Here is a 13,009-nt window from a genome sequence, read left to right as displayed (position 1 = left end):
GCAATTAATTTCGTTATTTAAGCAAAATTACGTTTTTTCGCAATAATTTCCGCCAATTGAACAGCATTAAGCGCAGCGCCTTTCCTAAGATTATCGTTAGTAATAAAAAGCGCCAGCCCTCGCTTGCCGTCCACAGCTTGATCTTGGCGAATACGCCCAACATAGCTTGCAGATTTACCTGCAGCAAGCTGAGGAGTAGGAATATCATTCAATTCAACACCAGACGCCTTGCTTAAAACTTCGCGAGCCATATCCGGTGTTACGTCATTATCAAACTCAGCATTAACACTCATACCGTGGCCAGTAAAAACGCCTACTCGAACGCAAGTGCACGACGCGGCAAGATTTGGCAGATGCAAAATCTTACGACTTTCATTACGCAACTTTTGCTCTTCGTCAGTTTCTTCAGAACCGTCGTCAACAATTGCACCAATAAAAGGCACTGCATTGAATGCGATTGTGCGAACAACTTTGGTAGGTTCTGGAAAATCTATTGCACTACCATCAAAAACTAATTTATCTGCGCCTTGATTTAGCGCATCTTGAGCCTCATTCATAAGCTGCAAAGCACCAGCTCTTCCAGCTCCAGAAACAGCCTGATAGGAAGATACTATTAACCGCTTTAATCCAAAAGCATCTGCAAGTGGCTTCAACACTGGCATACAAGCCATTGTTGTGCAATTTGGATTTGCTACTATTCCACAAGGTATTGTGTCTAAATCTTCGGGATTTACTTCTGCAACAACCAGAGGCACATCGTCATGCATACGCCATTGAGAAGAATTGTCTACTACTATTGCGCCAGCTTCAGCAAATTTTGGAGCCCAGATTTTTGAAGTTCCACCGCCTGCAGAAAAAATAGCTATATCAATTCCGCGCAAATCAGCTTTTTCTACATCTTCTACAACAATATCTTTCCCACGATATTGCAAAACTGTTCCCGCAGAGTGAGCAGAAGCCATAAAACGTAAATCTCGAACGGGAAAATCACGCTCATCAAGAACACGGCGCATTACCATACCAACTTGGCCAGTAGCACCTAAAACAGCTACGTTTACACCTGTTTCATTGATAATCGTCATCTTATTTCTCCCTTAATAGTGGTTATGCCAATAATTTCGATTTTTAACGTCCGCTGCCGCCGTAAACAACAGCTTCGATTTGGTTAGCATCCAATCCGTAAGCCGTGTGTAAGGCTCGGACAGCTTCATCAAGCTGATTAACAGGAACCAAAGCGGCAATACGAATTTCTGAAGTAGAAATCATAAGCGTATTAATACCGTGATCACTTAATGCAGTAAAGAAAGTAGCCGCTAAACCAGAGTGCATCTTCATACCAACACCAACCACTGCAACTTTCCCAACAGTAGGGTCAACATCCATAGAAGTAAACTTCAATTCATCACGCGCTTCTTCAAGAACTTTACAAATTGCTTTCATCGACGAGCTAGGAGCAGTAAGGGAAATATCTGCAGTACCCGTAGATGCGCTTGCTTGTGCAATCATATCTATATTTGCATTAGCTTTTGCAAGAGTAGTAAATACTTTTGCAGCCATTCCAGGAACGTCCGGAATACCGCGAACTGTAATCATAGACTCACTGCGATCGTGAGCAACACCTGAAATAACAGGCGTTTCAACACCTAAATCTGGGAACAAGTCGCCCATAGTAGAACGAATCTCCTGGTTTACCATTATTACCGCCCTTAATTTCTATTTGCTTAAATATTATCTATAAAAAATAATTATCTATAAAAATAAACTTGCTTAAATCAACTTAAATTAGGTAAAGTACGTGGATTAACATTTCGCGGCACAATAAGAGTTCCATTTCTGTGAGAGAAGGAACTCCTAACGTGAAGCGGCATACTAAAACGCTGAGCATACTCAACGCAACGCAGAGCGAGCACACGCGAACCACATGAAGACATTTCTAGTATCGAATCGTAATCAATAACTGGAATACGTTTAGCAGTTGGAACAATACGAGGATCTGCAGTGAAAACACCATCAACATCTGTATAAATTTCACAAACGTCAGCTCCTAAAGCAACTGCAAGAGCAACTGCTGAAGTATCCGAACCTCCGCGGCCAAGAGTAGTGTCATCCCCCATTTCGCTAATGCCTTGGAATCCGGCAACAATCGCAACACTTCCCTTACTAAGCGCGCGACGAACACGGTCTGGTTTTACTGCGCGAATATGAGCTGCACCAAACTGCGTGTCTGTCATAAAACCAGCCTGAGAACCGGTAAAAGAGTATGCGTGAGATCCTTGAGCATGAATAGCCATAGCAAGCAAGCTCATAGAGATGCGTTCGCCTGCAGTCATAAGCATATCCATTTCGCGAGCAGGAGGATGCGCATTAACACTCATTGCTTGGTCAATTAAATCGTCAGTAGTGTCCCCCATTGCAGAAACTACAACTGCTACATCATTGCCAGCTGCTTTTGTGGAAAGAATACGTTTAGCAACGCGCTGTATGGAATCAATGTCAGCCACAGACGAGCCGCCGTATTTCTGTACGATAAGCGCCAATTTTTACCCCTTGCTCATGTATAAACAGATGAACGAACGGATATTCCAAATATTTGGTCTGGTATCAGAGTATCAACTGCGCTCTATTATTCGCAATTATTGATAATTTGTTCGTTAAATTTTACTCCTACACAGCTTGTCGCCCGCTGAAAGCGCGTCCGAGAGTAATTTCATCCGCATATTCCAAATCGCCGCCAACAGGCAAGCCACTTGCCAAACGCGTAATTTTAATACCTAGAGGATCTAACAGGCGAGCCAAATACGTAACTGTTGCTTCGCCTTCAATATTTGGGTCAAGCGCGAGAATAACCTCTTTAATTTGAGGATTTTTAAGACGCTCAAGTAATTGAGTAATTGATAAATCTCCAGGACCAACATTTGCCATTGGGTTTATAGCTCCGCCAAGAACGTGGTAAACGCCATCATATTCGTGAGTGCGCTCAATGCTCATAATGTCTTTAGGCTCTTCAACTACGCAAATTTTGCTATGGTCTCTGCGAGGATCTGCACAAACCGCACAAGGGCTTTGTTCGCAAACATTTCCGCAAATATCACAAAAGCGCACACTCGACTTCATATCGTTTATGGCATCTATTAAAGATTGCGCTTCTTGCTCAGACGCAGAAAGTATATAAAAAGCAATGCGTTGAGCGCCTTTAGGTCCGATTCCAGGAAGTTTTGAAAACTCGTCAATTAAACGACCAATTGCGCCATCGTACGACGATGCATTATGCACAGTTAACTACTCCTCTTGCTTTTTCTTAACGTTTGCAGAAATATTCTTTGGATTTTTTGGATCGGTTGCAGCAAATTCTTCAACTGTTTTAACCTCAAACATTGCCTTAAGCTCATCCATATCTACTGAAGATGCAGCTTCCAAGGAAATATCATCCATAGAACATTCATCTGCAGACGCTCCGCTTGTAGGGGCTACAGGCACTTGCATAGTTTCTTTTGACTCAGCAGCAACTGACTCAGCAGCAACTGGATTATCATCACCCGGCTCAGCAGAATTTGGATTAACAGCACCTAAATCAGAAACACTTGGCTCAGCAGCTCTTGAATCATCCGCATTAGAACCGTCAGCATTAGAACCGTCAGCATTAGATTGTGCAGACTGCATTTTTACTTGCGGCTTGCTTTGCGTTTTAGTAGATACATCAAGCGCCGAAGTAGAAGCGTTAGGAAGTGTCATAACATCCGCAATAGGCACAGATGACATATCGGCCCAAGCATCATCTTCAACGTCCGGCAAAGCAGCTTCTTGCTTTGCATCTTCCGCAGTATTCTCAAATACTACTGATGCTGCGGAGCCATCAGCGTTTAGAAAATCCGAGGAATCCTTTTCTTTTTTACTTTCAGAAAATCCGCCGCTGTCAGAAGTGGTTTTACCAATAAATCTTGCGCTCACGCCAGTTTTTCGCAATAAAATATCGCGTTTTACTTGAGCGAGACGCTTAGGATCCATTCTTGCAACAGATTCCACCGCTTCTCCGTTAGACGCAACCGGAGCAGGAGCGATCATTACTTGATTGCCAAAAACATCTTTTACTACGCTCATTACCACTTTTGGCACTTTTTGACCATCGTAAGGAGATGTAGTGCATACTGCGAGCGCAAAAGCATGCTGACTCATAGGCTCATTAAAAGTAAGCACTAAACGCTGACGCCCAGATTGCTCAGAGTTTAATTGCACTTTAGGAACATACTTACGCGTCACATATTCGCGCGCATCTTCTGGCAATTTAGCGACTACTTCATCCCACATTTCGTCTGTACTTAGAGAATCATTATTCTGCGTTTTTGTAACAGAATTAGAGGATTCTGCAGAAGATTCTGGCGAAGATACCGACGAAGCTACAGACGAAGATCCAGCAAAAGACCCAGCAGAAGATTCCGAAGACTCTTCATGCTTAGTTTCTTTCACAGAAGAATTATCTTGCGTCTTTTGCGCAAAAGATTTATTTTGCGGCTTTGCTGCACCTATAAAAGATTTACCTTGTACATTTGCAGTAATGTCACTATCTGCAAGCAAACGAGCAACAAGAATTTCCAGATTCATTCGAGGAGAAACAGCACCGGCCATTGAACTTAGCGCTTCATTAATAGTTTGAGCCATACGCGCTAAATTAGGTAACGTCATTTGCGAAGATTGACGCTGCAAGGTTTCCAAATCTTCTGGAGCAATATCATTAAGCAGATCGGACGCGGCTTTAGCACCAGCAGAAACCATAAGAAGCAAATCTCGCACTCTGCCTAGCAAATCTTCAACAAATTTCCTAGTATCGTAGCCGCCAACAACAACGCGACGAACAACGTCATATATTGCAGCACCATCATGTTCAATAAGCGCATCAATGGCTTCAGAAATTAACTCACTAGGCGTAAAACCAAGCAAAGCAACTGCAGAATCCAAAGAAATAGCACCATCAACTGCACCGACCATAAGTTGATCAAGCACAGAAAGAGTGTCACGCATTGAACCCGCACCTGCTCTCATAGCAAGACGTAAAACACCAGGAGCAGGTTTAATACTTTCCTTCTTGCATATATCTTCAAGATAAGGGCCCATAACTTCTGGCGGAACTAGACGGAATGGGTAATGATGAGTGCGGGAACGAATAGTACCAATTACTTTATCTGGTTCAGTAGTAGCAAAAATGAACATAACGTGCTCAGGAGGCTCTTCTACAATTTTCAACAATGCGTTAAAACCTTGTGGAGTTACCATATGAGCTTCATCGAGAATAAAAATCTTATAGCGGTCTCGAGCTGGAGCAAAACCCGCACGCTCTCGAAGCTCTCGAGCGTCGTCAACACCGTTATGGCTTGCAGCATCTATTTCTACAACATCAATAGACCCAGGGCCACCAGTTGCCAAATCTTTACAGCTCTGGCATTTACCACATGGATGCGAAGTAGGACCTTTTTCACAATTAATGCAACGTGCCAAAATGCGCGCAGAGCTGGTCTTACCGCATCCGCGAGGACCAGAGAATAAATAAGCATGAGTAATTTTGCCTTGGTCTAATGCTCTAGACAAAGGTACGGTAACTTGATCCTGCCCAATAACACCATCAAATGTGTCCGGACGATATCTACGATACAGTGCAAGTGCCATGTTTTCTAACCTACCGCGACCTAAATGTTTCCCCGATATATCTTATTTCAGATTAGCAGCAGCCGCCACCCTCTTATAAACAAAAGAATATTAATTACTTTTATTTATCACAATCTTCCAATGCTGCTCGAGCAGAAGCTTCTACGCTTGGAGCTAAAGGAATATTCAAAGGAACTGTAACGCTTACAGTGACTTCATCTTTAGCAGACTTGCAAGATTTCAATATTGCGTGGCTTGAAGTAACAGTTCTAGTAGAAAATTCACAAGGATTATTTTCCATGCGCTGTAAAGCGGAAGCCCCTGACAACGCAGCTGCAGTAGCAACTGCGTAAGCTTGATGCCTAGCACTAAGAACATGCCCCAAAATTGCAGCAACAGCAAGCATTGAGCAGACTGCGATTACCAGCATAATGCCTAGCGCTGTGCCAGAACCGCAATCTGCCTTACTGCTCTTCTTACGAGCGAAAGATACTAAACAATTAAAACAACAATGCGAACTCATTCCAAAACCTGACTTACGCGACTTTCCACCAAAGGAGGCAATATGTGAAGCGGATCTGGAATAAGAGGACATTTCACAACAATATTAGCCATATTCCCATTACGATTTATTTGCACAGATGCTCCTGAACCTGCAACTTTCTGCACGATACTTGCAGCAGCTTTATCGTCGTGATGAGTAACCATGTAGTAAGCAACCTGGGAAGCTGCATCATGACAATTCATATTGCATACTACTGCTCTACCAACTCCAAGAAGCACAACTACAAGCACTATTGCACACGGCAAAACAACTGCAAATTCAGCAGTTACAGCACCAAAATCACGCGTATTAATATTACGCAATAATTTTTTGCATAACACAGAACATTCATGCAAAATATTCTTCCGCATCATAAGCTCATTTCACTAAACATAAAGCATCAATAAATTAGCCAAAATCAATCAACCAATTTTCAACGCTTTTTTCACTAATTCTGTCAATGTTTTGCGTATTGCATCTGATTTCAAAATGGCAACTAATAATGCAGCAAAACCAGTAGCAGCAATAAGCACTACAGCATACTCGGCGGTTACAGCACCAGAATCTTGCTTTTGAAGATTGTTAATATACTGCTTACATTTTTGATGCAGGCGCATTTCTACAACTGATAATTGGTCATTTACTTGAAGCATCGATACAGTGTATCTTGCAACAAGCTTTTGGATTATCCCAACCATTATTTGTACCTTTCCCTTCAATTTATCCGAAATTTTCGGATAAAAATATTTTTGCAGGTTGATTTGCGAAGTCCAAGAAAAAATCTTCATTGTGGATAAAAGCTAAAAAGCATTGAAATCTTTTGGAAACCGCTTAAGAAAATTCAAAAATAATATTTTCTTAACAAAATTTAATCTACTATCTCATAAGAGAAGCAACCGTAGGAATAATACCAATACATATAAAAGCTGGCAAAAAGCACAATCCAACTGGTAGCAATAATCGCACAGACAGCCTGGAAGTTTCTTGCCTAGCAACATTTTCCATAGTGATTTCGTAATGCTTAGAAAGCGCAAGCAGTACCGGAACAGGCGAAGAACCATTACACCAGGATTCGCGCAAAGAAGTCATTAACCAAGTTGCTAAAACCGACGATGAATCTATTTTTTCAAGTTTTTTGTGACGGTTTGTGCTTTTTGAAACAGATTGAATATTTTTAAGAACATGCGGAGGAGACCACGCTTCATGCCAACTATCCCCAGAAATCAAAGCTCTGGACACATCACACATCCACAATCCGTGACCGCCGGGCAAAACAGCACCGACTACGTTCAAAGCTCTAGGAATAGCAACGCCACTGCACAAAGCAACAATAATCATGTGCAATCCAAGCAGAGGATCAATATCTTTAGAATAAGCATTACGCCACTCATATTTAGTATCAAAATAGCCAATATTTAATCTTTTATAGCCAAGCAAGGTTTTAGAACCAAAAGAAATATTGCAAAATTGCCAAGCCATAATAACGAATACAGGCACAATCAGCAAAAGACGACTGTTATACTCCATTTTTACTTCCTAATAACCGAACTTGCCATAGTATGATTAGATATTCGCAACATTGACTTAACCCATGCCAAGCCAAGGCTGTAAGAAATTGCTCCAACAATCAACAAAGCCCACCCATATACGGTAGTTAGCAAAATAAGAATCGGATGACCACCGAGTAATTCACCAGCTAATAGAGACAAAAGAGGCAATGCGGTGAGTAATTTTATTGTGGCAGTTGGCATTGCAGATACGTCTGCTTGAAGATCTTCCGCCCTGCGGCGAGCATGATACGATGCCGAAGCAGCTTCTACGCAAGTAGCCATTTCACAGCCTAAAGTATTGCTTAATTCATAAGCCGCCATAAGATTTTCACAAACAGATCGCATATGGTTTTCAATGCGCCTACACTGGACTGCAGATAGATTTCGATTTTTAATAGAACATCTATTATTAAGCCATCTGTAAATCATTTTTGCACTGACTTCATTAGAACAAATATTATTCTTAAAATCAGCATCATTTTGCAATATCATTTCAAACGTTGAGCCGGATCTCAATGCAGCAATTAAACCGGCAAGAGCTTCTTCAATATCCATATTCCCCCAATCAAAGAATGAAAGTTACGAAGCTATTTGACTAAAATTACGTTGATTAAAATTATTTTTACTAAAATTACGCGCGAAAATGTTACTAATATCTTCTGGAAGACGCCAACACTTAGCAAACTTTTTCCACTCAGGTAAAACAAGCACACGGATACTACCATCACTAAAACATCGCTCCAAACGCAAAACTGCTTTGCCTTGTAAAGCTGAAGCGGCAGGCAAATATTGCAGAACACCAATTTCGCGAACCATACGTCTGCCATCCGAAGCACGCTCCACATGAATTACTACATCAAAAGCTCCTGCAGCCAAAGCGCATAATGCTGCAGGCTCTAATTTTGCAAGCAAGCCAAGAGCCATAAGCCGAGCAGGAACTTTTTCTACTTCATCCGCATGAATCGTAGTCATGCCGCCTTTATGGCCGGAAGTAAAAACGCGTAGCAAATCAGCAATTTCTTCCCCTCTGCACTCGCCTAAAACAATTCTGTCTGGACGCATCCTCAAAGTTGCTTTTACTAATTGAGATAATCCAATTTCTCCAACCCCTTCCACATTGGCTTCGCGAACGCTTAGCGAAACATGATTTGCAGTCAGCTCACCTAATTCACGAGTTTCTTCCACAGAAATAATTCGATCACGCGCATCCGCCATAGCAAGAAGAGCTTTCATAAGCGTAGTCTTACCAGAACCAGTGCTGCCTGTAATCAATATGTTTGCCTTTAATTTCACAAGGAATCCAAGAATATACGCAATTTCTTTAGGAAACATTCCTTGGCTACTTAATGCTAATAAATCATACTTTTTTAAAGTTGGGAATCGCACTGACAAAGCTGCACCTTGTGCTACAACTGGTGCCAAAACTGCGTGAATACGAATACCAGAGTTAGTTGAAGCATCTGCAATAGGGCAAGCATCATCAAGCCTCTTGCCAAGCTGAGCACATAACCACACTGCATACTCTCTTAATAATTTGGGGCTATGCATTGGCACTCTAGGCTTACACTCTCTTAAACCCTGACCACAATCTACCCACACGCGTCCATCTTCGCTCACAACCATATCTGTAACTCGTGAATCATTTGCAAATTCCTGCAAAATTCCGAAATCAATATCGTGAGAATTATTTACGACCATACTTTCCCCTTGAATATGAAAAATGACTAAATTTAGAGTGACGACGTTTGCTTGAACTTTCTTTTTTGCTAAAGATTGCCTCTGTAAAAAGCCAGTTTCCTAGTTTTTTCATAGCAGATTTCATACAAGAAGGGACTTCGCGAATACCGTATCCTCCTATAATGTCTGCATGAAGGTTTGAATCATACGGCAAAAACCCTAATATCTGCGTTGAAAGATATTCAGAAGCTTCGTCAACACTTAAAACATATGATTTTTGTTTTAAACCTCTAGGGCACATCCCTATTGCGGCAAAGTCATCGCTGCTAATATCAACATTGCAAGTTGACTTAAGAACATGCGAATATGCGCGAAAACGAGCTAAATCAAGAACAGATAATTCAACAGAAGCAAGCGTTGCAGAAGCAGAAAGTTGGGGAATACTTTTGTAAATTTCAACTGAGGATTTTCCAGATCCAATATCTACAATAACCACGTCGCAAGCTTCAGCCAAAGCGCGAATTACAGCCTCAACAACCCACGGCTCTGGACGCTCGCTTCGCCAAGGAGAAAATGCTAAAACATCAACATCATCCCAATGAATAAGCTCATTTTTTAGTACGTATCCATCGCAACGACCAAGAGGTGCTTCTACTTCTTGCAGACGCCTACCTTCATCGGATTCTAACCCCAACAAAACATCCAAACCGCCATGCGTTAAATCAGCATCTACAATCGCAACACTGTAGCCTTGCTTGCTTACATAACGAGCCATAATAGACAATAACGTGCTCAAACCAATTCCATCAGTCGCCGCAGTTCCAACCAATATATTCGAAGGCAGCGCCTCAAGAAATTCGCTTTCAAGCGGCGCTTCTTCTGAATATTCGCACAAAGACTGATTCAGATTTTGTAATGAAATATTGCGATTTTTGGGAGCGATAGTAGTTATTACAGTGTGATCGTCTACAAGAGTAGATGAATTAACACAATCGCTACGAATTGCGCTTGGATTAGAATAGCTCGACGCTTGAGGCGGGTAAACGTAACGATTAACGTCTTTCGACGCACTAAATCTAGCTAAATTACTAGTACCGCTTAAATCAGTTTGCCTAGCGCTAACCAACTTGTTATTTAAATCAATATTTGTACTCATGCGCCTATTGAAACGCATACGCAAGTTGGTTTGCAATAAAATTAAATCAATGTGGTTAAAACATTAATCATTCGGCAATTAGCGCATTATTAAGAACAAGATCTCCATGAGATTGCATATACCGTTCAAGAAGTTCACCATAGACCGGTTTAGTTTTTAGAATATCCGAAACAAGCAACGCAATAAATGCGCAAGCTGCCACTGGAAGTGTATGGATCATAGTTCCAGACATTTCAACTGTCAGCAAAATCGAAGTAAGTGGAGCTTTTACAGAAGCAGATAGCGTTCCAGCCATCACACAAACTGCAAACACGGATACGAATTTTGCGTCAATACCGAATGCTGAAACGCTAGTAATACTGCGAGCTGCAACTCCGCCTGCGAGCGCACCAACAGCAAGTATTGGCATAAAAATACCTCCAGGAGCACCACAACCAAAACTTGTTGACGTAAAAAGCATTTTTGCAACAAAAAGCAAACAGAGCATTGCAATACTTATTTTTCCATATTCCGAAAGGCGCACTAAGTTAGATCCGCCTCCAAGGACTTCGGGAAGGAATAAACCAACTGGTATTGCAATTAAGCAGGCTACTACAACCGGCATCCACTGAGGCAAATATCCGTACAATGTTTGCAACCCAAGAAGAGAACGATTCATTAAAGAGCCCACAAATCCGGCAAAAATACCAAGTGGAATAAGCCAAATATGCAATCCCATTGGCAAATCTGGAATTTGGCCGAAATCAAGTACTGGGCGCAAACCGAAGCAGCTTTGTGAAACAAAATCAGCAAAAAGAGAAGCAACAGCAGCGCCCATTAAAACTGTAGACGACATTCCATGCTGTACTTCTTCTAAAGCAAACATAACTCCAGAAAGAGGAGCAGAAAATGCTGCAGAAAGACCAGCAGCAGCACCAGCAGTTACAATATAATGCTCCTCAATATCGTCTCTCTTTCCTTTACGGAAGATTCGAGACAACATTTGAGCGCCGCACGCGCCGATTTGAATTGACGGACCTTCACGCCCAAGCGACAATCCAAATAAAGAACCTAGCAAACCGCCAACAAAACGCACCGGCAAAATAGTGTGCCAGCGCATATTTAATCCACGGCGAACGTAGCCAACAACTTGAGGAATACCACTTCCGGAAGCCATGCTTTCCTTAACGCTCATCCAACCAATAATCAGGCCTGCAATTATGGCAAAAATTAAGCATGGCACAATCCACCATGTGTTATGCAAAATTTGCAAGTACATCCAACGCGCACAATCAGTACCATACTCAATGCCAAATCTGTAGAAAGCTACGAGAGAACCGGAAACTACGCCAACTAAAACGCCCACTAATATTACTTTCCAGCGAAGCTGGCAAAAAGTTTCTAATATTTGCTTTGACTGCTTACTTAAAAAGCTCAACACATTCTTAAAGCTCACAACTACTCGATTCTGCGCGCAAAACTTAACTTTTAAATACTAAAATATTTGGAATAACAAAATTTGCAAAGCAACATAACCAATAGAAGCAGACAAAAATGGCGCAATAAGCTCCGCACAAAGTAGAAAAATGCCATCTTTTATGCGCTTTCTTTGAATAAGATCCACACCTTCAAAAATCGCGGTAGAAAACGTGGAAAATCCACCCAAGAATCCCAAAATCATCAAATAAACAAAATTAGCGCCAAAAATTGTTACTGCAGCCATAAAAACATTAGAAACAACTCCTAAAGCAAACGAAGCTACACAATTGATAAACAGAGTTGCAACAGGAATTCTACTATCATGGCTTGCAGAAATTTTTTTAGTCATTGCGCATCTTAAAACAGCACCCAAACCGCCAAAGAAGCAAGGCAAAACAAATATAGTAAAAACGTACAATGGATTCATCACTTCACCGCCTTAGTATTATCTTCTTGAACAGTTTGCTCTTGCTTGCTATTAATGCGCTTTGCAATTCCAGTTCCAATCCAACTGCCAAAAAACGCCATAAAAACGCCAAATATTAAGGAAAGAACCATACCCAAAATAGCAAACGTCATGCGCGGAGTAACAAAAGACACTGCACTTTCAAATGCGAAAGTAGACATAGTTGACAATCCGCCGCAAAAGCCCGTTCCTAAAGCATATTTATAAAAAGTTTGCTTTTCTTTAGATAACGCTTTAACAGATATTGCAGTAACAAGAGCGAAAATAAAGCAAGCAATCATATTAGACAAAAAAGTGCCTAAAGTAAGCTGACCAAATATAGAAGATTGTAGATTTACCGGGTAAATTAGAGGCGCGTAGGAAGAAATTACCCCACGCACAAATGCTCCTAAAGTGCCACCAATAAAAACTAAAAGGTATAAGCGGCGGCTATTTTTACAATTTTTCTCGCTTGTTTTACTCATTTGCACTCTTTTACAAAACTCTTTGCATAAACCAAAACGACACTCTCAATTGAGAAG

At 41.4% G+C, this 13,009-nt stretch carries 15 protein-coding genes; all 15 read right to left on the bottom strand.

Annotated elements, in window-relative coordinates; translation table 11 throughout:
* Positions 1-17: 17 nt before the first annotated feature.
* Complete coding sequence (locus ACLD5M_RS04170; RefSeq protein WP_410314667.1) at positions 18-1,082, bottom strand: aspartate-semialdehyde dehydrogenase; 1,065 nt, start codon at positions 1,080-1,082, stop codon at positions 18-20.
* Positions 1,083-1,125: 43 nt separating this feature from the next.
* Positions 1,126-1,695: an ACT domain-containing protein gene (locus tag ACLD5M_RS04165; protein WP_004136461.1), complete on the bottom strand. Its 570-nt coding sequence runs from the start codon at positions 1,693-1,695 to the stop codon at positions 1,126-1,128.
* 77 nt (positions 1,696-1,772) lie between these two features.
* Positions 1,773-2,537, bottom strand: a complete 765-nt coding sequence (locus ACLD5M_RS04160; RefSeq protein WP_410314666.1) for an aspartate kinase — start codon at positions 2,535-2,537, stop codon at positions 1,773-1,775.
* A gap of 127 nt (positions 2,538-2,664) precedes the next feature.
* Positions 2,665-3,273: a recombination mediator RecR gene (gene recR, locus ACLD5M_RS04155; RefSeq protein ID WP_004126278.1), complete on the bottom strand. Its 609-nt coding sequence runs from the start codon at positions 3,271-3,273 to the stop codon at positions 2,665-2,667.
* A 6-nt stretch (positions 3,274-3,279) separates the two neighbouring features.
* Positions 3,280-5,658 carry a DNA polymerase III subunit gamma/tau gene (gene dnaX / locus ACLD5M_RS04150; RefSeq protein ID WP_410314665.1) on the bottom strand — a complete coding sequence of 793 codons (2,379 nt, stop codon included), beginning with the start codon at positions 5,656-5,658 and terminating at the stop codon, positions 3,280-3,282.
* Positions 5,659-5,758: 100 nt separating this feature from the next.
* Positions 5,759-6,160, bottom strand: a complete 402-nt coding sequence (locus ACLD5M_RS04145; protein ID WP_116794568.1) for an Rv3654c family TadE-like protein — start codon at positions 6,158-6,160, stop codon at positions 5,759-5,761.
* Positions 6,157-6,552 carry a TadE family type IV pilus minor pilin gene (locus ACLD5M_RS04140; protein WP_116794630.1) on the bottom strand — a complete coding sequence of 132 codons (396 nt, stop codon included), beginning with the start codon at positions 6,550-6,552 and terminating at the stop codon, positions 6,157-6,159. Before ACLD5M_RS04140 ends, ACLD5M_RS04145 begins: the two co-directional genes overlap by 4 nt.
* A gap of 51 nt (positions 6,553-6,603) precedes the next feature.
* The gene (locus ACLD5M_RS04135; RefSeq protein WP_410314681.1) at positions 6,604-6,879 is read right to left on the bottom strand and encodes a DUF4244 domain-containing protein; all 276 of its coding nucleotides are present in this window, start codon (positions 6,877-6,879) and stop codon (positions 6,604-6,606) included.
* 178 nt (positions 6,880-7,057) lie between these two features.
* Positions 7,058-7,708 carry a type II secretion system F family protein gene (locus ACLD5M_RS04130; protein ID WP_410314664.1) on the bottom strand — a complete coding sequence of 217 codons (651 nt, stop codon included), beginning with the start codon at positions 7,706-7,708 and terminating at the stop codon, positions 7,058-7,060.
* Between the two features lie 2 nt (positions 7,709-7,710).
* A complete protein-coding gene (locus tag ACLD5M_RS04125) occupies positions 7,711-8,286 on the bottom strand; it encodes a pilus assembly protein TadB (protein ID WP_116794565.1) in 576 nt (191 codons plus the stop codon).
* 24 nt (positions 8,287-8,310) lie between these two features.
* Positions 8,311-9,429: a CpaF family protein gene (locus tag ACLD5M_RS04120; RefSeq protein WP_410314663.1), complete on the bottom strand. Its 1,119-nt coding sequence runs from the start codon at positions 9,427-9,429 to the stop codon at positions 8,311-8,313.
* Complete coding sequence (locus tag ACLD5M_RS04115) at positions 9,416-10,564, bottom strand: ATPase (protein WP_410314662.1); 1,149 nt, start codon at positions 10,562-10,564, stop codon at positions 9,416-9,418. The genes ACLD5M_RS04120 and ACLD5M_RS04115 overlap by 14 nt, the downstream gene beginning before the upstream one ends.
* A gap of 67 nt (positions 10,565-10,631) precedes the next feature.
* The gene (locus ACLD5M_RS04110) at positions 10,632-11,999 is read right to left on the bottom strand and encodes a ClC family H(+)/Cl(-) exchange transporter (RefSeq protein ID WP_410314661.1); all 1,368 of its coding nucleotides are present in this window, start codon (positions 11,997-11,999) and stop codon (positions 10,632-10,634) included.
* A gap of 39 nt (positions 12,000-12,038) precedes the next feature.
* Positions 12,039-12,449, bottom strand: a complete 411-nt coding sequence (locus ACLD5M_RS04105; RefSeq protein ID WP_004136479.1) for a fluoride efflux transporter FluC — start codon at positions 12,447-12,449, stop codon at positions 12,039-12,041.
* Positions 12,449-12,952: a fluoride efflux transporter FluC gene (locus tag ACLD5M_RS04100; RefSeq protein ID WP_004136481.1), complete on the bottom strand. Its 504-nt coding sequence runs from the start codon at positions 12,950-12,952 to the stop codon at positions 12,449-12,451. The genes ACLD5M_RS04105 and ACLD5M_RS04100 overlap by 1 nt, the downstream gene beginning before the upstream one ends.
* Positions 12,953-13,009: the final 57 nt, after the last annotated feature.

Origin of the sequence: Gardnerella sp. Marseille-Q9185, from assembly GCF_046508745.1 — a bacterium.
Lineage (GTDB): Bacteria > Actinomycetota > Actinomycetes > Actinomycetales > Bifidobacteriaceae > Bifidobacterium > Bifidobacterium greenwoodii.
This window is presented reverse-complemented; position numbering and strand designations above follow the sequence as displayed.

What these genes read in the sequence shown, in the direction of transcription:
- ACLD5M_RS04170 (WP_410314667.1), bottom strand. Translation starts at nt 1,082, where the DNA reads ATGACGATTATCAATGAAACAGGTGTAAACGTAGCTGTTTTAGGTGCT.
- ACLD5M_RS04165 (WP_004136461.1), bottom strand. Translation starts at nt 1,695, where the DNA reads ATGGTAAACCAGGAGATTCGTTCTACTATGGGCGACTTGTTCCCAGAT.
- dnaX (WP_410314665.1), bottom strand. Translation starts at nt 5,658, where the DNA reads ATGGCACTTGCACTGTATCGTAGATATCGTCCGGACACATTTGATGGT.
- ACLD5M_RS04145 (WP_116794568.1), bottom strand. Translation starts at nt 6,160, where the DNA reads ATGAGTTCGCATTGTTGTTTTAATTGTTTAGTATCTTTCGCTCGTAAG.
- ACLD5M_RS04140 (WP_116794630.1), bottom strand. Translation starts at nt 6,552, where the DNA reads ATGCGGAAGAATATTTTGCATGAATGTTCTGTGTTATGCAAAAAATTA.
- ACLD5M_RS04135 (WP_410314681.1), bottom strand. Translation starts at nt 6,879, where the DNA reads ATGGTTGGGATAATCCAAAAGCTTGTTGCAAGATACACTGTATCGATG.
- ACLD5M_RS04130 (WP_410314664.1), bottom strand. Translation starts at nt 7,708, where the DNA reads ATGGAGTATAACAGTCGTCTTTTGCTGATTGTGCCTGTATTCGTTATT.
- ACLD5M_RS04125 (WP_116794565.1), bottom strand. Translation starts at nt 8,286, where the DNA reads ATGGATATTGAAGAAGCTCTTGCCGGTTTAATTGCTGCATTGAGATCC.
- ACLD5M_RS04120 (WP_410314663.1), bottom strand. Translation starts at nt 9,429, where the DNA reads ATGGTCGTAAATAATTCTCACGATATTGATTTCGGAATTTTGCAGGAA.
- ACLD5M_RS04115 (WP_410314662.1), bottom strand. Translation starts at nt 10,564, where the DNA reads ATGAGTACAAATATTGATTTAAATAACAAGTTGGTTAGCGCTAGGCAA.
- ACLD5M_RS04105 (WP_004136479.1), bottom strand. Translation starts at nt 12,449, where the DNA reads ATGAATCCATTGTACGTTTTTACTATATTTGTTTTGCCTTGCTTCTTT.
- ACLD5M_RS04100 (WP_004136481.1), bottom strand. Translation starts at nt 12,952, where the DNA reads ATGAGTAAAACAAGCGAGAAAAATTGTAAAAATAGCCGCCGCTTATAC.